15 protein-coding genes and 1 pseudogene are annotated in these 17,830 nt (G+C 76.8%); 7 read left to right on the forward strand and 9 right to left on the reverse strand.

Annotated features, from left to right (window positions below; translation table 11 throughout):
- Positions 1-3 precede the first annotated feature (3 nt).
- Positions 4-537: pseudogene (locus tag D7M15_RS28835) on the reverse strand (YbhB/YbcL family Raf kinase inhibitor-like protein); the annotation flags it as partial.
- A gap of 151 nt (positions 538-688) precedes the next feature.
- Here D7M15_RS28835 and D7M15_RS00755 point away from each other — a divergent pair.
- The gene (locus tag D7M15_RS00755; RefSeq protein WP_121515698.1) at positions 689-1,378 is read left to right on the forward strand and encodes a GntR family transcriptional regulator; all 690 of its coding nucleotides are present in this window, start codon (positions 689-691) and stop codon (positions 1,376-1,378) included.
- Between the two features lie 51 nt (positions 1,379-1,429).
- On the opposite strand, the gene D7M15_RS00760 is transcribed toward D7M15_RS00755, so the two are convergent.
- From D7M15_RS00760 to D7M15_RS00800, 7 genes are all read right to left on the reverse strand, one after another.
- Positions 1,430-1,867, reverse strand: coding sequence for an SRPBCC family protein (locus D7M15_RS00760; RefSeq protein WP_121515699.1), 438 nt, complete (start codon positions 1,865-1,867; stop codon positions 1,430-1,432).
- Between the two features lie 80 nt (positions 1,868-1,947).
- Positions 1,948-2,814, reverse strand: a complete 867-nt coding sequence (locus tag D7M15_RS00765; RefSeq protein ID WP_121515700.1) for a glutathione S-transferase family protein — start codon at positions 2,812-2,814, stop codon at positions 1,948-1,950.
- A 487-nt stretch (positions 2,815-3,301) separates the two neighbouring features.
- Positions 3,302-4,582 carry an acyl-CoA dehydrogenase family protein gene (locus D7M15_RS00775; protein WP_121515702.1) on the reverse strand — a complete coding sequence of 427 codons (1,281 nt, stop codon included), beginning with the start codon at positions 4,580-4,582 and terminating at the stop codon, positions 3,302-3,304.
- A 229-nt stretch (positions 4,583-4,811) separates the two neighbouring features.
- On the reverse strand, positions 4,812-6,002 hold the full coding sequence (locus D7M15_RS00785; RefSeq protein ID WP_121515704.1) for an LLM class flavin-dependent oxidoreductase: 1,191 nt from the start codon (positions 6,000-6,002) through the stop codon (positions 4,812-4,814).
- Between the two features lie 59 nt (positions 6,003-6,061).
- Complete coding sequence (gene ssuE / locus D7M15_RS00790) at positions 6,062-6,619, reverse strand: NADPH-dependent FMN reductase (protein ID WP_121515705.1); 558 nt, start codon at positions 6,617-6,619, stop codon at positions 6,062-6,064.
- Between the two features lie 420 nt (positions 6,620-7,039).
- Positions 7,040-8,065 carry an LLM class flavin-dependent oxidoreductase gene (locus D7M15_RS00795; protein ID WP_121515706.1) on the reverse strand — a complete coding sequence of 342 codons (1,026 nt, stop codon included), beginning with the start codon at positions 8,063-8,065 and terminating at the stop codon, positions 7,040-7,042.
- 617 nt (positions 8,066-8,682) lie between these two features.
- On the reverse strand, positions 8,683-9,075 hold the full coding sequence (locus D7M15_RS00800) for a nuclear transport factor 2 family protein (protein WP_121515707.1): 393 nt from the start codon (positions 9,073-9,075) through the stop codon (positions 8,683-8,685).
- Between the two features lie 83 nt (positions 9,076-9,158).
- Here D7M15_RS00800 and D7M15_RS00805 point away from each other — a divergent pair, with 83 nt between their 5' ends.
- Together D7M15_RS00805 and D7M15_RS00810 are read left to right on the forward strand one after the other, a co-directional pair.
- Positions 9,159-9,752, forward strand: a complete 594-nt coding sequence (locus tag D7M15_RS00805) for a PadR family transcriptional regulator (protein ID WP_121515708.1) — start codon at positions 9,159-9,161, stop codon at positions 9,750-9,752.
- 117 nt (positions 9,753-9,869) lie between these two features.
- Entirely contained in the window at positions 9,870-10,262 is a 393-nt protein-coding gene (locus D7M15_RS00810) for a nuclear transport factor 2 family protein (RefSeq protein WP_121515709.1), read from the forward strand.
- An 88-nt stretch (positions 10,263-10,350) separates the two neighbouring features.
- Here the strand turns inward: D7M15_RS00810 and D7M15_RS00815 are convergent, their stop codons facing one another.
- Positions 10,351-11,217, reverse strand: a complete 867-nt coding sequence (locus D7M15_RS00815) for a (2Fe-2S)-binding protein (protein WP_121515710.1) — start codon at positions 11,215-11,217, stop codon at positions 10,351-10,353.
- Positions 11,218-11,313: 96 nt separating this feature from the next.
- Here D7M15_RS00815 and D7M15_RS00820 point away from each other — a divergent pair, with 96 nt between their 5' ends.
- The 4 genes from D7M15_RS00820 to D7M15_RS00835 are packed head-to-tail and all read left to right on the forward strand — an operon-like array spanning position 11,314 to position 17,766.
- Entirely contained in the window at positions 11,314-12,546 is a 1,233-nt protein-coding gene (locus tag D7M15_RS00820; protein WP_121515711.1) for an ATP-grasp domain-containing protein, read from the forward strand.
- A complete protein-coding gene (locus D7M15_RS00825; protein WP_240649075.1) occupies positions 12,543-14,582 on the forward strand; it encodes an IucA/IucC family siderophore biosynthesis protein in 2,040 nt (679 codons plus the stop codon). The genes D7M15_RS00820 and D7M15_RS00825 overlap by 4 nt, the downstream gene beginning before the upstream one ends.
- A gap of 5 nt (positions 14,583-14,587) precedes the next feature.
- Positions 14,588-16,489 carry an IucA/IucC family protein gene (locus D7M15_RS00830; protein ID WP_121520069.1) on the forward strand — a complete coding sequence of 634 codons (1,902 nt, stop codon included), beginning with the start codon at positions 14,588-14,590 and terminating at the stop codon, positions 16,487-16,489.
- Positions 16,486-17,766: a type III PLP-dependent enzyme gene (locus D7M15_RS00835; protein WP_121515712.1), complete on the forward strand. Its 1,281-nt coding sequence runs from the start codon at positions 16,486-16,488 to the stop codon at positions 17,764-17,766. The genes D7M15_RS00830 and D7M15_RS00835 overlap by 4 nt, the downstream gene beginning before the upstream one ends.
- Positions 17,767-17,830: the final 64 nt, after the last annotated feature.

Raw genomic sequence — 17,830 nt, forward strand, 5'->3', positions numbered from 1 at the left:
GGGCGGTGTCGCCGCGGTGGCGGTGAGGACCGCGCGGCCGAGGGTGTGCCCGGCCATGGCGAAGCCGAGGTACGCGGGCGTGGCGTCGTCCGGTACGTCGACCGTCGCGACGTCGAGGGCGTGCACCACGACCAGGTAGCGGTGCGGGCCGTGCCCGGCGGGCGGGGCGGCGCCGAGGAAGCGCGGGACGCGGGCGTCGTTGGGCAGTTGGCGGGCGCCGTCGGGGAGTCCGGAGCCGGTGTCGTCGCCCGCGCCCTCGGGCAGCGAGACGGTGCTCGCGGGGAGGTCGGCCACGGCCCAGTGCCAGAAGCCGGAACCGGTCGGGGCGTCGGGGTCGTACACGGTCACCGCGTAGCTCCTGGTGCCCTCCGGGGCGCCGCTCCAGGACAGCTGCGGGGAGGCGTCCTGGCCGCCGGGGACGCCGGAGAGCCCGGAGAGCTGCGCGACGGGCCACGGCTCGCCGTCGGCGACGGTGGTGCTGGTGACGGTGAAGGGGGCGGCGTCGGGGAGGCGGGCGAAGGGGTCGGTGGCAGTCATCGGGTGCTTCCTTCCGTGGAGACGTGCGCGGGTGGGTACGCGGGTGCGCCGGGTACCCGTACGCCGCCCGGTCGAGGGGCGGACCGGGCGACTCCTGATCGACCATAACAGCAATAATCGATTATCAACCGGACCGTCTATGCTGGCACCCATGACAAGGACGGCCGACCCCGGCGCCCCAGCGCCGAAACAGATGCTCTCCGAGCAGGTCCACACCCGGCTGCGGGATTCGATCATGCGCGGCGACCACGCACCCGGCGCGCCCCTCAAACCGCAGGACCTGGCCCGGGAGCAGGGCGTCAGCCTGGCCGTCGTCCGCGAGGCGCTGGTACGGCTCGTCGGGGACGGCCTCGCGGACCGGCTCCACAACCGCGGCTTCGCCGTGCCCGCCTTCGACGACCGGCGCTGGCGGCAGATCGTCGAGGCCCGCCGTACGGTCGAGCCCGTCATGCTGCGGATGGCCGTGGAACGCGGCGACCTCGACTGGGAGTCCCGCGTACGCGCCGCGCACCACCGGCTGGCACGCACCCCGCCGTACCCGCCGGGGTCGGGGCGGCACTACGGCGAGGAGTGGTCGGAGGCGCACCGGGTCTTCCACCGGACGCTGCTCGACGGCTGCGGCAACCCGGTGCTGCTGGAGACCTTCGACCGCACCTGGACGGCCGGTGAGCTGGCCCGCCGCTGGTCGGCACGGAGCGCGCCGGAACGGGACGGCGCGCTGGAGCACCGGCGACTGGAGGAGGCGGCCCTGGCGCGCGACGCCGACACCGCCGCCGCGCTGCTCGTACGGCACCTCACCCTGACCCTGACCGGCCTCGACGGCACGGAACCGGAGGGCTGACGGCGCCGGTCGTACGGGGGCCCGCGTACGGCACCCACGCGGCGTACGCCGTCAGGGGGTGGCCAGCAGCCGGTCCACCGCGCGACCGAACAGGCGGCGGGAGACGAAGCCGACGACCGGGTCGCACCAGCGCGGCTGCCAGCGCAGCCGCAGGTCCTCGCGCCAGACGGCGCGGGAGCCGGTCCCCTCCGGCCGCACCTCGATCTCGTTCCAGCCGAGGACCCACCGGCCGCGCTTCTCGACCCGGCAGCGCCCGGGGGCGCCGTGCCGTGGCGGCTGCCACGCCACCACCTCCATCGGGTCGTCAAAGGCGACGCCGAGGAAGCGGGTACGGGCGTTGAAGGCGGTGCCCACGCCCTCCTCCGCGCGCGCGGTGACGGTGACCTCGGTGAGCGGGATGACCGCCGAGTGGCGCTCCCAGCCGGTGAGACGCCGCCACGCCTCGTCGGCGGGGAGACCTGTTGACCTGTCGACACTGAAGGTGGCCATGGTCCGACCCTAGGTGGTGTCCGGCGCGTCCCGCCCCGGCCACGGCGGTCGCGGGTGGCCGTACGCGCGCGGGCGGCGCGTCAGCCGCGCGCCGCGCGGACCCGTGGGGCGGGCGGCCACGCGGCGTCGAGGGCGGCGCGCGCGTCCGGGGGCAGGTGGCCGCCGAAGGCGGGGTCGGCCGTCAACCGCCGCGCGTACGCCCACACATGGCCGTACGCGGCGGCGTCCGCGCCGAGCGTGTCGAGGGGGCGCGGCGGGATGGCCGGCGCCACCAGGGCAGCCCACGTCTCGACGTCCGCGAGGCTCGGGGCGTCACCGAGGAGGTACGGGCGTACGGCGAGCCGCCGGTCCCACACCTCCAGCGCGCCCAGCAGTTCGGCCAGGCCGTCGGCGCGGGTGGTGGCGGTGGCGGCCGGTCGTACGGCGCGTGCGCAGAGCCTCCCCAGGGTGTCGACGGCCTCCTCCGCGCCGGCCGGGTAGAGGTCCGGGCCGTGACCGCCGAAGCGGCGCGCGAGGTCGCGCAGGATGTCGGGGGTGTGGGTGCTGACGATGGTGCCGGTCCAGTCGTCGCTGAGCACCGGCGCCACGGCGGGCCCGGGGTGCTGGTGCCAACTCGCCTCGTAGAGCGCGGCCAACGCCCGGTGACCGCCGCCCGGGGCGTCGGGTACGGCGGGGAGCGGGGTGACCGGAAGGGTGTCACCGAGGTCGAGCAGGCCGTGGACGACGGCGAGTTGGAGGGACTCCGGACAGGACGGCGCGAGGTGCAGGCGGTAGCGGCGCGGTACGGCGTAGTGGCCGCTGCGGGCGTCGCGCCCGATGCGGCCGCGGAAGCGCGGAACGGGCGCCGCGCGCGCGGAGGCGGCGAACGGTGCGGCAGCGGGAGCGGTTACGGCTGTGGCTGCGGATACGGCTGCGGGGGATGCGGCGGGTGAGAATGCGGCGGGCATGCGTCTCCCAGGGTGCTCGGTCACGGGCGTACGGGCCGGGGCGCGCGGCGTCGTCGGCGCGGCCGGGACGTGCGGGGGGGGCGACGTGCGGGGCAGGGGCGACGTGCGGGTGGGATGCGGGCTCCTGGTCGGGCGGCGCCCACCGGGTGCGTGCCTCAGGCACGGCCCCCCGGCGGTGCGCCCTCGGCGCCGGGCGCGGGACTCGCCGCGCCGCACACCCGCAGCAGGTCGATGTGGCGGCGGGAGGTCAGCGGCGGGGACGCGTACAGCGACGGCCGTACCGCGGCGCGGGACCGGGGTGCCGGGGCAACCGCCGTACGGGGGCGGGCCGTTCGGCCACGGACCGTACGGACACGGGCGGCGTCGCCACCGGGGTCCGGCACCGCACAACCCATGATTCCCTACCGTTCCACTAGGGTTCTCCTTCGGAGTGTCGGCCCGCACCCGTCCGCCGTCAAGAGCGCGCGCACGACCCGGCGCGCGCCCCTCAGGCGGGCAGCGTGAAGGGCGGGTGCGAGCCGTGCAGGAAGTAGTCCCCGACCTCCCGCAGCCGGTGCGCGACGGGCTCGCGCAGGGTGTGCGTCCGCGCGTCGCGCCAGAAGCGGTCGAAGCCGTGGCGCGCGGCGGCCGCGTCGGCGCCGACCACGTCCAGCGCGCGCGTGGCGCCGTCCTGCGCGGCCCGCGCGGCGGCGGCCTCGGCCGCCCCGGCGAGGACGGCGATCTCCGCGCACTCGTCGTCGTCGAGGTCCTCGCCCCGCGCCAGCCCTGCCTCCAGGGCGCCGAGCGCCTGGTCCGCCAAGGCGGCGGCGGCCCGTACGGCGACGGCCAACTCCCCGTACAGCGCGACGGCGTACGGGTCCCGCCGCTCCGGCCCGTCCGGCCCGTCCCGCCACGGGTGCACGGCGTCCGGCCACGGGCGTCCGGCGGCGGGCGGGCGCCAGGCGGGCTCCGCCCAGGGGGAGTCGGCCAGTCGCTCGTACTCGCGCACCTCCGCGAGCAGCCCCTCCGCGACGCCGAGGCAGAACTGCGCGGAGACCAGCCGGGCCGTCGGTGCGGCCAGGCAGGCGTACGGCGACAGGATGCCCTCGTCCGGCGAGAGCGAGCCGAGGACGTCGTCCGCCGCGACCGGCACCTCGTCGAACTCGACCGCGCCGCCCGCCGCCAACCGCTGCCCGAAGGTGTCGCCGCCGCCCCCGGCCGTGACCCCGGGGTGGGCGGGGTCGACGAGGACGGCCAGCGGTTCGTCCGTGCCGGAGCGGACGGCGCGGACCGCAAGCCGGTCGGCCACGGCGACGCCGGTGACGTGGCGGCGGGAGCCGCCGAGGAGGTACCCGTCCGAAGTGGGGACGAGGGTGAGCGGCGGCTCCCGCCCGGCGATGCCGCCGCCCCAGCACCACTGACCGGCGGCGGACTGCCGTTCGACGCGCTCGGCGCGGGCGGGGCTGGCGAGGTGGCGGGCGGAGGTGGACAGGAAGTAGTGGTTGCCGAGGAGGTGTCCGAGGGCGCCGTCCGCGGCGGTGACGGTGCGCAGCACGGCGTGGGCCGTACGCCAGTCGGCGCCGCCTCCCCCGCGTTCGGCCGGTACGAGCAGCGCCAGCAGTCCGGCCTCGCGCAGCCGCGCGACCTCGTCGAGGGGCGCCTTGCCCGCCTGCTCGCGTACGACGGCGTCCGTGGCCAGGTCGTCCGCGATCTCGCGGGCGATGTGCGGCCAGTCGGGCCGCTCGTGCCCCGCGGGGGGCGGGGTCGCGTTCTCTCCGTTGACCGGCATCCGCTTCCCTACTCGTTCGATAGGAAATCCAGGATATCCCCTGTGCCACGGACGAGGTCGGCGAAATCACCGAACGTGCCGGGGGTCGCCGCGCCGTCCAGCGCGCGGAGGTGGCACTCCGTGTCGCAACGGGCGGCCCGCCACGCCCGGTCCGACCGCCGCTCCCGCGCCGCCCGTTGCCCGTACGGGTCCCGGTCCGGCCGCTGCGCCCGTTCCCCGTAGGCGTCGTTCACCGGGGGCTTCCCGCGCCCGCCGGCACCGCCCGCGCGCCGGGCCGTTCGGCGTCCCGCGTCCCGACTCCCGCCGTGGGGACGGCCGTACGGGCCGGGTGCGTCCAGAGGCCACGCGCGGCCAGCAGGGGCAGGACGCCCTCACCGAAGTGGTACGCCTCCTCCAGGTGCGGGTAGCCGGAGAGGACGAACTCGTCCACGCCCAGCCGGTGGTACTCCTCGATCCGGTCGGCCACCTCCGCGTGGCTGCCGACGAGCGCCGTGCCCGCGCCGCCGCGCACCAGCCCGATGCCCGCCCACAGGTTGGGGTGGATCTCCAGCCCGTCCCGGCCGCCGCCGTGCAGCGCCAGCATGCGCCGCTGCCCCTCCGACTCGCTGCGGGCGAGGCCCTCCTGCACCGCGCGTACGGTCTCCGGGTCGAAGCCGCGCAGCAGCCGGTCCGCCTCGGCCCACGCCTCCGCCGCGGTGTCGCGGGCGATGACGTGGAGGCGGACGCCGTGGCGCGGGGTGCGGCCGTGGCGCGCCGCCGCCTCCGTGACCCCGGCGGCCTTCTCCGCGACGGCTGCGGGGGGTTCGCCCCAGGTGAGGTACACGTCCGCGTGGCGGGCGGCGACCTCGACGGCGGCGGGCGAGGACCCGCCGAAGTACACCTCGGGCACCGGGTCGGGCAGCCGCGTCAGCGCGGCGTCCTCGACGCGCAGGTGCTCACCCGCGAGGTCGACCGTGCCACCGGCCCACAACTCCCGTACGACGTGCAGGAACTCACCGGTACGGCGGTAACGGGCGTCCTTGTCGAGGAAGTCGCCGTACGCGCGCTGCTCGTGGCTCTCGCCGCCGGTGACGACGTTCAGCAGCAGCCGCCCGCCGGTCTGCCGCTGGAAGGTCACGGCCATCTGCGCGGCGAGCGTGGGCGAGACGAAACCGGGCCGGAAGGCGACCAGGAACCTCAGCCGCTCGGTGTGCTGGCTGACCATCGCGGTGGTCAGCCACGCGTCCTCGCACCACGCGCCGGTCGGGGTGAGCGCGCCGACGAAGCCCAGGTCCTCGGCGGCGCGGGCGATCTGCCCCAGGTAGGCGACGGTCGGCGGCCGGTCACGGCCGGAGGCCGTGGTGGGGCTGCCGTGGCCGCCGCCGACGACGTGGCGGCTGTCGCCGTTGGTGGGCAGGAACCAGTGGAAGGTGAGCGGCATGTCGGACCTCCGGGGGTGCGGGAGTGCTGGAACGGGGTCGTGGGCGGCGGGCCCGCGCGTCATCCGGTGGCCGCCAGCACCGTCGTACGGCCGCCGAGAGCGGCGGAGAACTGGTCGGTGACCTGCGCCAACGCCTCCGCCGCGCCGGGCGCGACGGTCAGCGCGCCGTCGGCGCCGACGGCGAGGTCGGAGTCGAGCGTGAACCAGCCGGGGACGATGTGCGCCGCGCCCATCGCGCTCAGCACGGGGCGCAGGGCGTAGTCGATGGCCAGTACGTGCGCGGACGTGCCGCCGGTCGCCAGCGGCAGGACGGTCCTGCCGGTCAGCGCGTACTGCGGGAGCAGGTCGAGCAGCGACTTGAGCAGACCGGAGTACGCGGCCTTGTAGACGGGCGTGCCGACGACCACGCCGTCGGCACGCTCGAACTCCGCCACCACGCGCGCGATCGCCGGGTGCCGGAGGTCGGCCCCGAGCAGCGCCTCGGCGGGCAGGCCGCGGACGTCGAGCGGGACCACCTGGTGCCCGTGCAGGGCGAGTCGGGCGTCCAGATGGCGCAGGAGCCGCGCGGTGCGGGAGGTGGCGGAGGGGCTGCCGGAGACGGACAGGACGCGGGCCATACGGGGACCTTTCGGAAGTACGGGGCGTGTGCGGGGAGTTCACCGACGCGTACGGTCGCGGTGGGGGCCGTGAGGGACGGCAAGGGCACGTGGCGGTACGCGCGCACGGGTCGCGGACGGCCGTACGGAACCCGGATGCGGTGCGGCGGACTCGCCGGGCGGTTGGCGGCACCGGGGGGCGCGGCGCGGTCGGCGGAAGGCCGACCGGCATGGGCGCGGCGGATGTTGCCCGGTCGACTCAGCGACGGCGGGTGCGACAGGAAGCGCTGGAGACGCGCGCGAGATCGACGTGACGGCGACGCGTGAGATCCGTCCTCCGCATGCCTTCCCTTCCTCGACGAGGCCGCGAGCGGCCGGGAGACCGGCCCGGCACTCCCCTTCCGGAGGCCGAACGGGGCCGGGGGCGACGGGAGTTCACGTTCAACGGCACCTCCGGCGCCCCGGCCCGCGCGGCGCGGCCAGGCGCCGCGACACGGCGGCGGGCGGCCACGGCGCGGCCAGCGGGGCGGGTGCCGTACGGGGTGCCGCCGGGCGTGGCAGCTCCAGGTGGTCGCGGAGGGTGCGGCCCGCGTACGCGGCGCGGAACAGGCCGGACCCGCGCAGCGCCGGTACGACCTCGCGCACCACGGCGGGCACGTCCGTGCCGGGCGCGGCGGGCAGCAGGTGGAAGCCGTCGACGCCGCTCGCCGCGTGCCAGTCCGCGAGGAGGGCGGCGAGTTCGGTCCCGGTGCCGGTGAAGCGCAGCGTGTCGGCGGGCGGGGGCGCCAAGTCGCCGTGTGCGGAGGCGGGTTCGGGTTCGGGGGCCTGCGCGTGCCCGCCGTCGTCGAGCCGGACCGCGACGCGCACGAGGACCCGCAGCCCGCCCGGCTCCCGTCCCGCGTCGGCCGCCCGGCGCAGCAGCGCGGCGCGGGCCAGCCACGCGGCGCCCGGCCCGTCGGCGTCCAGCAGGACGACCTCGGCGCGGGCGGCCGCGAACACCCATCGCGGGTCGGCGTCGTGCACGTCCAGCGCCACGGCGACCGGCGGACGTCCCTGCGCCGAGCCGGGCACGTAGGGCAGGCCCGCGCCGGGGCCGGTACGGGCGCCGGAACGCGCCCCGGGCTCGGCCAGCCAGCCCGCCCGGCCGCCGCTGACGGTGTCGAGCGCGGCCACCGTGTCGACGGTACGCGCGTGGCCGGTACGGCCCGCCGCCGCCGGGACCTCGGGGACCAGGCCGATCCGTCGGGTCAGCCGCGCGGCGCCCGCGAGCGCGGCGACGGCGACCGACCGTCCGCGCACGCCCCGCCCGTACGCCGTGTCGCCCACGGCGACGAAGTCGAGGCGGCCCTCCTCGGCCAGCCGGACGTGCGCGGCCAGCCGGTCGCCCGTTCGGGCGCCGGTGCCGGGGTCGGGGTCGGGTACGGAACCGGTGGCGAGTCCGAGTGAGAGGTGGAGTCGACGGGGCATGGCCTCAAGTCCTGTACGGGAGCGGGGAGTCGGTCACGAAGACCTCCGGGAGGGTCGACGGCGCCGACTCGCCGCGTACGGGCGGGAGTTCGGCGGCCGTCGACCGAAGGGCGGTACACCACGGGGGGCGTGGGAAGTGCCGACGCCGGGCGTCGGGGGAGGTGCGGCAGCGTGTGTCCGGGTCCGCGCACCGAGCGCGTACGGCATCGGCGTGACGGAGACCACTCGACCCGCGACGGGGTCGGTGAGGGGGAGGGCCGGTCAGACGGCCCGCTGCCAGGTCAGGCGCGACACGCCGCGGACCACACCCGACCGAAGTCGATGTGGTCGCGCGAGACCAAACGCCGCTGGACAGCCATGCGGACCATTCAGCAGGATGCCGGACCGCGCGTCAACCCTCGCCCGGATGCCGGACGGGTCGCGGGTGGCGGCCCGGCACGGTACGGGCGGGGGCGGGGGCGGGGGCGGGGGCGGGGGCGGGGCGACCGTACGGGGCCCGGCGGGCGCGCGCGGGAGGCCGACACGCGCGAACGCACCCGCGTCCCGTACGGCCACCGCCCGGCTCCCCACGTCCGTACGGGAGTCGGCCGCCGCGGCCGTGCGGGGCGGCGCCGTGCCTACGCCTCCGCGGCCTCCCGCGCGATGCGCGGGAACTCCGCGCCCATGGCCTCGGCCAGGGCGTTGGCCGCCGACAGCGGGCGGACCATCACCTGGAAGTCGTCGATCAGCCCGTCCTCGTCCAGGTGCAGCAGGTCGACGCCGTGGACCTCCAGCCCGTTGATCCTGGCGCGGAAGACGAGCGCGTGGTCGCGGCCGCCGGTGTCGTCGAGCTGGCGTACGTAGCGGAAGTCCTCGAAGACGCGCAGCACCGCGCGCAGGATCGCGGCGGTCATCGGCTTGCCGGGGTAGGGCGCGAACGCCACGGGGCTGGTGAAGACGGCGTTCTCGGCGAGCAACGCCTCCATCGCCCGGTGGTCGCGGGCCTCCACGGCCTGACGGAAGGACTCCACAGCGGCTCCCCCTCTCCCGGCCCGGCCACCGCCGGATCGGATAGTCAACTAATTGAATAGGTGCGCATGCTAGCGTCTCCCCCATGGCCCTACGCAACGCCGTCCTCGCCGCCCTCCTGGAGGGCGAGGCGTCCGGATACGACCTGGCGAAGGGGTTCGACGCCTCCCTCGCGAACTTCTGGATGGCCACCCCGCAGCAGCTCTACCGCGAGCTGTCCCGGCTGGAGGCCGAGGGGCTGCTCGCGGCACGCGTCGTACGGCAGCGACGGAGGCCCGACAAGCGGCTGTTCTCGCTCACCGACGCGGGGCGCGCGGCCCTGCGGGAGTTCACGGCGGAGCCCCCGCGTCCGGGCGCCGTCCGCGACGAGCTGCTGGTGAAGGTGCAGGCGCTGGACGACGGGGACCCGGACGCCGTACGGGAGTTCGTCGCGGAGCGCGCCTCCTGGGCACGCGCCAAACTCGACCGCTACGAGCGGCTGCGCGCGCGGCTGCTGGACGGCCGTACGGAGGAGGAGCACCTGCGGGACGCGGCGCGCGTCGGGCCGTACCTCACCCTGGCGCGCGGCATCGCCTTCGAGGAGGAGAACCTGCGCTGGTGCGCGCGGGTGCTGGCGGTCCTCGACGCGCGCTCCGGCGCGCGCCCGCCGCACGGCGGGGTCGCCCCCGACCGGGGGTGAGCGGCCCGGTCTTCACCGCTCCCCCACCGACCCGGCGGGACGGCGCGGCGGGCGACCGGGTAGAAAGACTGGGGCAACCGCCGCGTACGACCGCAACAGCCCTCTCACGGAGGCCACATGACCAGCCCCGAGTCCGCCGCGCCCGTGCAGTCCGAGGTGCGCACGCGGATGGCCGACATCTTCGCGGACATCGACTCCTTCGATCCCGCGAAGTTCGTCGCGCACCTCACCGACGACGTGCAGTTCCGTTTCGCCAACAACCCGCCCGCCGTGGGCCGCGAGGAGGTGCGCGAGGCCGTCGCGGGGTTCTTCGGCACCATCGCCGGGCTCGACCACCACGTGCGCGAGGCGTGGCGGGTGGACGACACGGTCATCGTGCAGGCCGACGTGACGTACACGCGGCTCGACGGCAAGGAGGTCACCCTCCCCAACGCCGACATCCTCACGTTCCGGGGCGACCAGGTCTCCGACTGGCGCATCTACATCGACCTGGCGCCCGTCTACGCCTGAACGGACCGCCCCCGCCGAGGAGTTCGCCGTACGGCCGGCGCCCGCGTACGGGACGCCGTACCGGCCGCCGCGCGTACGCCCGTACGGGTCAGGCGGGGTCCTCGGCGGTCAGTCGGCGCAGCCGTTCGGCGTCACTCGTACGGGGACAGGTGAGGCAGGCGTCGGCGGGCTCGATCGTGTAGTAGAGGCAGCATCCGGCGCGGGTACGGGTCGGGTACGACCGCCCGTCCGCCGCCGCCAGCCGCCGGAAGTCGGCGCCGCCGGGGAACGGCGCGACGGGGCCGGGGAGCAGCGCGTGCGCCTCCGCCAGGGAGCGTTCCTCCTGGTCGAGGGTGCGCCCGAGGTACCAGACCCCGGAGACCAGGTCGTCCCCGACGAGCCCCCACAGCGCGCGCGGCCCGCGCCGGACGACCGGCGCGACGGCCGCGAGCAGCGGCCGTACGTGGTCGGCGACCGCCGCGCGCAGCTCGGCCCGCAGCGCCTCCTCGTCCGCGACGACCCGCACGTCGGGCAGCGCGCACGCCGGGTCGTCGGGGAGGCAGGCGAAGCCGCCGGTGACGACGGTCTCCAGGGCGCCGGTGGCGAGGTCGATCCGTACGTCCTGGAGGCGTACGCGGGGGACGCGCCGCTCCTCGTACCAGGCGCCGCTCATCAGCAGCGCGACGTTCCAGACGTACGAGTGCAGGGCGCGGGAGGCGGCGACGTCGCGGCGGACGGCGCGGCCGTGGCGTTCCAGGAGGCGGGTCTGCTCGGCGTCGACGAAGGCGGTCAGCAGCTCGGGGCGGTCCGCGAGGTCGGCGGCGCACACCTGGCCGCGGGCGGGTCGGGAGCCGGGTTCCGCGATCGCGACCTGGAGGGACTCGCAGGTCGCCGCCAGTCGGCGGTACGCCGCGGCGAGCAGGCTGGGGGCATGCGCGGCGGCCGACGCCGCCGGGGTCTGCCGGACCGGGATCATGGAACTCCTCGAACTCACTGACACGTGATCCACATAGTAAGGTAAGCCTCACTTCAGTCACGGCAGCCACACGCGCCCCGGGAGTGTCAGAGTCCAGTGCGGTTATACCTGTTGGCCCTCAACCCCACCGACTCGGTACGGGAGGGCTTCCTCCCCGCCGCCCGCGGTCTCGGTCTCCGGGTGACGGTGCTCACCGACCAGCCGACGGCCCACGGCGGGGACGAGGACGGTGGCGGTGGCCCGTACGGGGGCCACGGGGACACCGTAGCGGGGGACGTCGAGATCCTCGGATGCGACGTACGGGACTTCCGCGCCGTGATCAGCCGGATCTCCGCGCACCACCGGCCGGACGCCGTCTTCACCAACAGCGACCACCTCCAGACGCAGGCCGCCCTCGCGGCGGACTACTTCGGGCTCCCCGCCAAGGACTGGCGCGCGGCCCTGCGGACGAAGGACAAGGCCGAGACCCGTCGCCACCTCGCCGCCGCCGGGCTGGACGCGGTGTGGTCCGCCGAACTGGCCCCCGGGCGGGACCCCGCCCCGCTGGCGGCGCGCGCGCCGTACCCGTGCGTGGTCAAACCGCGCGAGGGCGTCGCCAGCGAGGACGTGTTCCTGGCCGCCGACGCCGCCGAACTCACCGCGCGCTGCGGGGAGATACGGGAGCGGCGCCCGGACGCGGCGCTCGTCGTCGAGGAGTACCTGGCGGGCGAGCTGCACACCCTGGAGACCCTCGGGGACGGTCACGTACGGCACGTACTGGGCGGTTTCCACACCGAGTTGTCGCCGCCGCCGCACTTCATCGAGGAGCGCATGGCGTACGAACCCGCCCCTCCCGCCGGAGTGTTGGCGCAGGTGCTCGCCCAACTCGACGCGCTGGGCGTGGGGTTCGGCGCGTGCCACACGGAGTACGTGGTGCGCGCGGGCCGGGCGCGGATCGTCGAGGTCAACTACCGCGCCATCGGCGACCAGTGCGACCTGCTGCTCGCCCGGATGCTGGACGTGCCGCTGTTCGAGCACGTCCTGCGGGTACATCTCGGGGAGCGGCTGCCCACCGCGCTCGGCGCGCGTACCGACCGGCGGGCACGGCTGACGTATCCCTGCGCCGACCGCACCGGGACGCTGACCGCCGCCCCCGGCCCGGCCGAACTGGTGGTGGACGGTGTCGAGCTGACGTACCGTCCGCTGCGCGAGGTCGGGGAGCGGCACGCACTGCACCGTACGAACCGCGACTTCCTCGGCGTCGCGCGCGCCGTCGGCCCGGACCAGACGCGGGTGGACCGGGTGGTGGCGGACTTCCTGGCCGCGCAGCGATGGGAGATCACGCCGTGAGGGTGTGCGACACCGTGGAGTCCGGGGCCGTGGTCCCCGGTGGCGGCCCGGCGCACGGCGCGGACCGCGACGCGGACGAGGCGGCGCTGGTCCTGCGCGTGCTGGACGCGCTGCTGCGGGAGGACGTGGCGGGGCTGCGCACCCGCGGCACGGTGGTGGAGCGGCCGGACGGGCGGTGGCTGCGCCTCGCGGACGACGCGGCACGGGGCGGAACGACGCCGGCCGGGGCGGTACGTGGGCGGACCGCGCCCGAGCGGGCCGTGCCGGGACGAGGCGTGCCGGGACGAGCCGTGCCGGGACGAGGCGTGCCGGGGCAGGCGGTACGCGAGCAGGCCGTACGCGACGGGGCCGACGCCCCTCCCCCGCTGCTGCTGCCGGTCACCGACGACGGCTTCCAGTGCGCGCTGCGCGCCCGGCTGCCGCTGCTGCTGCGCGAGCCGGACGGCGTACGGCTCACCACGTGCGGTGCCGTGCTCGCCGCCCTGGCCGCCTACGCGGACCCCGCCGACCGCGGCGGCTTCGACGCGTTCGCCGCCGAGTGCGGGCAGACGCTGGACACGACGCGGCTGCACACCGCCACGTGGCGGGAGACGGCCGACCGGCTCACCGCGCGCCACGGCCCCGACCCGGCGCGCTGGACGGGCCTCGTCGGGTCCCTCGCGTACGACGCCCTCGCCGCCCGCCACGACCACCCCGTCTACCCGACGGCCCGCGGTCGCGCGGGCCTCAGCGCCCGCCGACTCACCGCGTACGCGCCGGAGTTCGCGCCGCGTTTCGCGCTCCGCTGGCTCAGCCTGCCGCGTACGGCGCTGACCGTACGGGGTGGCGTCGACGACCTCCCTGGCTGGTGGCCCGGCGACGCGGGCACCGGTCGACTGGCCTTCCCCGTACACCCGTTGACCCCGGACGGGCCGCTGCGGGACGCCCTGCGCGCCGCCGGGCTCGACGCGGACACCGCGCTGCGCACGGCCCGGCCAGCCCGCGAGGCGGCGGAGTCGGGCGACCCGTACGGCCCGCCGCCGTACCCGCTCGGCACGCCGACGCTCTCCATGCGGACCGTCGCCCTCGCGGACGACCCCCGCACGCACCTCAAGCTGCCGCTGCCGACCGCCACCCTCGGGCTGCGCAACCGCCGCACCGTCAAGCCCGGCACCCTCACCGACGGCGCCGCGTGCCAGCGGCTGCTGGAGGAGGTCGTACGGCGCGAGCCGCGCTTCCGGGAGAGCGTGCTGCTCGCCGACGAGACCTGTTACGCGCACGCCGGGCACGAGCTGCTGGCGTTCCTCCGCCGCCGCTACCCGGCGGGGCTCGACGACGCGCTCGTCGTCCCGCTGGCCGCGCTCCTCGCGCCCGCCCCGGACGGGCGGCTCGTCGTCGACCACCTCGCGGACCGCCACTACGGCGGCGACCCGGTCGCGCTCCTCGACGCCGTGCTCGTACCGCTCCTGGACTGGCAGGCCACGCTGTTCGGCTACGGGGTCGCGCTGGAGTCCCACCAGCAGAACGTCTCCCTCGTCCTGGACCGGCCCGACCGTACGCCCCGGCCGGACGGGACACCGCCCCCTACCGAACCCCCGCCGCGCGTACGCCTGTTGTTCAAGGACAACGACGGCCCGCGCGTCCACACCGCCCGCCTGCGCGGCGCGCTCGGGCCGGGCGCGGACGCGCTCGCCGCCGCGTTCGACGACGCGCGGATCACCGTGGACGGCGACGGCCCCGTCGCGGACCTCTTCACCACCGTCACCGTGCACCTGTGCGCGGGCGCGTACGCGTACGGGCTGGCCCGCCACGGCCGCGCCCCCCTCGGCACGCTGCTGGCACTCGTACGCGACCGGCTGGGCGAGGCCGCCGAACGCCTCGGCACCGCCCCCGGCGAGCCCGGCGCCGTCCTCCGCGCGCGCGTCCTGGACGCCGACCGGCTGCCCGTGAAGGCGATGGTCACCGCGGGCACGCTGCTCAGCAAGGAGCGGTCCGGCGCGGCCGACGTCAACAAGCACTACGTCAGCGGCCCCAACTACCTCCGTACGGGAGCGTGAGCCGCGTGACCACCGCCGCCTCCCGCACGCGTGCCCACACCGCGCCCGGCTCCCCCGGCCCGTACCCGCCGCGCGCCGCCGCCGCGCCGCCACGGCCCGGCGCGTACGGCCCGTCGGCCGCGCCCGCCGGGCCGCCCGGCGCCGACGAGGCCGTCGCGCACACCCTCCTCAACTGTCTGCTGCGCGAGGTCTGCGGACCGGACGGGCAGGCCACCGTGCACGGCGGGCACCTGCTGCTCCGGCTCCCGCACCGCGGCGTGCTGCTGCGCGTCGCGGTGCGCCGCACGTCGCTGCTGGGCGCCCACCGCTTCACCGGTCCCGTCGCGGAACGGCGCGGCGAAGGCTGGACGGAGCCGGGCTGGCGCCGCCTCGCGGAGCTGACCCGCGCCGAACTGTCGCTCCGTACGGGCGTGGAGAACGACGAGTTCACCGAGCAGGTCGCCGCCAGCCACGCGGGCACGGCCGCCGCGCTGGCCCACGCCGCGCACACGCCCGGAGGCCCTGGGCAGGGCCCGGCGGCCGACCCGCTCACCACGTACCTGCGGTCCGAGCAGGCGCTCCCCCTCGGCCACCGCTTCCACCCCGCGCCCAAGGCGCGCGGCGGGCGCGACGCCGACTGGGCCGCGTACGCGCCGGAGGCCGGGGCCGCCTTCCCGCTGCGCCGACTCGCCGTGCGCCGCCACCTGGTGGCCGAGGACACCGCCGCTCCGGGCGCCGCCGCGCCCCTCGACCGGGCGCGGCCCGTACCGGACGGCTACCGGTCGCTGCCCGCGCACCCGTGGCAGTACGCGCTGCTGTCCGGCCACCCGTTGCTGCGCGCCGCCCTGGACCGGGGCGACGTCCTCGACCTCGGCCCGTACGGCCCGGTGTGCACACCGACCGCGTCGGTGCGGACGCTGCACGACGGGGAGTCGTTCCTCAAGTTCAGCCTGAACGTGCGGATCACCAACTGCCTGCGGAAGAACTCCCGTTACGAGCTGGCGGGCGCCGTCGCCCTCACCCGGCTGCTCCGGCCGGCGCTCGCCGACCTGGCCGCGCGGTTCCCCGGCGCGGCGGTGCTGCGCGAACCCGCGTACCGGGGCATGGCGCTGCCCGGCGCCGACGGCGAACCGGACCGGGCCCTGCTGGAGGGCTTCGGGGTCATCGTGCGCGAGGGGCTGACCGGCCATGTCCCGGCGGGCGCGACGCCGTTGCTGGCCGCCGCCGTCGCGGACGAGTACCCGACGGGCCCCTGGCACGTGTCGCGGCTGCTCGCCGGTACGGGCCCGGACGCGGCGCTGGAGTGGTGGAGCGCGTACCTGCGGCTGCTCGTACCGCCCGTCCTCGCCGCCTACTTCGACCACGGCCTGGTGCTGGAGCCGCACCTCCAGAACGTGCTCGTGTGCGTCGACCCCGACGGCATGCCCGTACGGGTCCTGCTGCGCGACCTGGAGGGCGCCAAGCTGCTGCCCGAACACCACGCCGACGCGCTCGCCGGGCTGCCCCCGGAGGTCGCGGGGCCGCTGACGTACGACGCGCGGCGCGGCTGGGACCGGCTCGTCTACTGCCTGCTCGTCAACCACGTCGCGGACCTGCTCGCCGCCGTCGCGGACCTGCACCCGCGGCTGGAGGGCGCCCTGTGGGCGCGGGTCGGCGACACCCTCCGCGCGTACGCCGCCGAGCACGGCTGCCCGCCGAGGCTGCGCGCCCTGCTGGCGGGCGTGCCGCTGCCCGCCAAGGCGAACCTGCTCACGCGCTGGGCGCGGGCCGCCGACCGGGAGGCGGGGTACGTACGGCTGCCCTCGCCGCTCGCCGGGCGGGCGGCGCGGGAGGCGGGCACCGGCACGGGCGGGGAGACGTACGACGGCACGGACACCCACGGCACCGGCACCGGCACCACCGACGACCCCACCAGGACGCCCCGATGAACGCCCCGACACCCGGCACGACCCCCGCCCCCGCCGTCCCGGCGGCCGTCCGCGACCGCGTCCACGCCCTCGACCCGGACCAGCTCCCCGCCTACCTCTACGACAGGACGGCGCTGCGCGCCCACTCGGCGGCCGTACGGGCCGCGCTCCCCGCGCCCGTCGAGTTGTACTACGCGGCCAAGGCCAACCCGGAGCCGGAGATCCTCGCGGCCCTCGGCACGTACGTGGACGGCTACGAGGTCTCCTCCGGCGGCGAACTCGCCCACGTCGCCGCCGCCGTGCCCGGCCGCCCGCTCGCCTTCGGCGGCCCCGGCAAGACCCCGGCGGAGATCGCCGCCGGTCTCCGTCTCGGCGTACGGCGCTGGCACGTGGAGAGCCCGCACGAACTGCGGCTCCTCGCGGACCTCGCCGCCCGCCCGGACGCCGTCGGCTCCACGGAGGACGGCGCGGACGGCGCGGACGACCGTACGGCCCCCCGCGCCGAGGTGCTGCTACGGGTCAACCTCCCCCAGGCCGACGACGCCCTGACCGGCAGCGCCCTCGCGATGGGCGGCCGACCCTCGCCGTTCGGCCTCGACCCCGAGCAGGCGGCGGCGGTCGTACGGCTGCTCACCGACGGCACGCTGCCGCACCTGCGGCTGCGCGGCGTGCACGCCCACCTCGCCAGCGGGCTCGACGCGCCACGACTCCTCGCCGTCGCCGCCTCGGTGACCGAGTGGGCCGCCGGGCTGGCGGAGCGGCACGGCGTCCCGCTCGACGAGGTCGTCGTGGGCGGCGGCATGGCCGTCGACTACGCCGCGCCGGACACCCGCTTCGACTGGGCGGCGTACGGCGCGGGGCTGGCGCGCCTCGCGCGGGCGCACCCCGGGGTGACGCTCCGCGTCGAGCCGGGGCGGGCGCTCACCGCGTACTGCGGCTGGTACGCCACGGAGGTGCTGGACGTGAAACGCAGCCACGGCGAGGAGTTCGCCGTCGTCCGTGGCGGCACCCACCACCTGCGGACGCCCGCGACCAAGGGCCACGACCAGCCGTGCGCGGTCCTCCGCTCGCCGCGCCCCTGGCCGCACCCGTGGGAACGGCCCACGGCGCGCGGCGAACTGGTCACGATGGCGGGCCAGTTGTGCACCCCGAAGGACGTCCTGGCGCGGCGCGTACCGGCGGCGGGGCTGCGCGCCGGGGACCGGATCGCGTTCGCGCTGGCGGGGGCGTACGCGTGGAACATCTCGCACCACGACTTCCTGATGCACCCGCGCCCCGGCTTCCACTTCCTGCCGTAGCCGCGCCACCTGCTCGCGGCGCGGGCACGGGCACGGGCACGGGCACGGGCACGGCGGGAGGCGT

This window comes from Streptomyces sp. Z26 (genome assembly GCF_003665095.1).
Classification (GTDB): domain Bacteria; phylum Actinomycetota; class Actinomycetes; order Streptomycetales; family Streptomycetaceae; genus Streptomyces; species Streptomyces phytohabitans.

What these genes read in the sequence shown, in the direction of transcription:
- D7M15_RS00805 (WP_121515708.1), top strand. Translation starts at nt 9,159, where the DNA reads ATGGCCCTACGCAACGCCGTCCTCGCCGCCCTCCTGGAGGGCGAGGCG.
- D7M15_RS00810 (WP_121515709.1), top strand. Translation starts at nt 9,870, where the DNA reads ATGACCAGCCCCGAGTCCGCCGCGCCCGTGCAGTCCGAGGTGCGCACG.
- D7M15_RS00815 (WP_121515710.1), bottom strand. Translation starts at nt 11,217, where the DNA reads ATGATCCCGGTCCGGCAGACCCCGGCGGCGTCGGCCGCCGCGCATGCC.
- D7M15_RS00755 (WP_121515698.1), top strand. Translation starts at nt 689, where the DNA reads ATGACAAGGACGGCCGACCCCGGCGCCCCAGCGCCGAAACAGATGCTC.
- ssuE (WP_121515705.1), bottom strand. Translation starts at nt 6,619, where the DNA reads ATGGCCCGCGTCCTGTCCGTCTCCGGCAGCCCCTCCGCCACCTCCCGC.
- D7M15_RS00795 (WP_121515706.1), bottom strand. Translation starts at nt 8,065, where the DNA reads ATGCCCCGTCGACTCCACCTCTCACTCGGACTCGCCACCGGTTCCGTA.
- D7M15_RS00835 (WP_121515712.1), top strand. Translation starts at nt 16,486, where the DNA reads ATGAACGCCCCGACACCCGGCACGACCCCCGCCCCCGCCGTCCCGGCG.
- D7M15_RS00765 (WP_121515700.1), bottom strand. Translation starts at nt 2,814, where the DNA reads ATGCCCGCCGCATTCTCACCCGCCGCATCCCCCGCAGCCGTATCCGCA.
- D7M15_RS00760 (WP_121515699.1), bottom strand. Translation starts at nt 1,867, where the DNA reads ATGGCCACCTTCAGTGTCGACAGGTCAACAGGTCTCCCCGCCGACGAG.
- D7M15_RS00775 (WP_121515702.1), bottom strand. Translation starts at nt 4,582, where the DNA reads ATGCCGGTCAACGGAGAGAACGCGACCCCGCCCCCCGCGGGGCACGAG.
- D7M15_RS00785 (WP_121515704.1), bottom strand. Translation starts at nt 6,002, where the DNA reads ATGCCGCTCACCTTCCACTGGTTCCTGCCCACCAACGGCGACAGCCGC.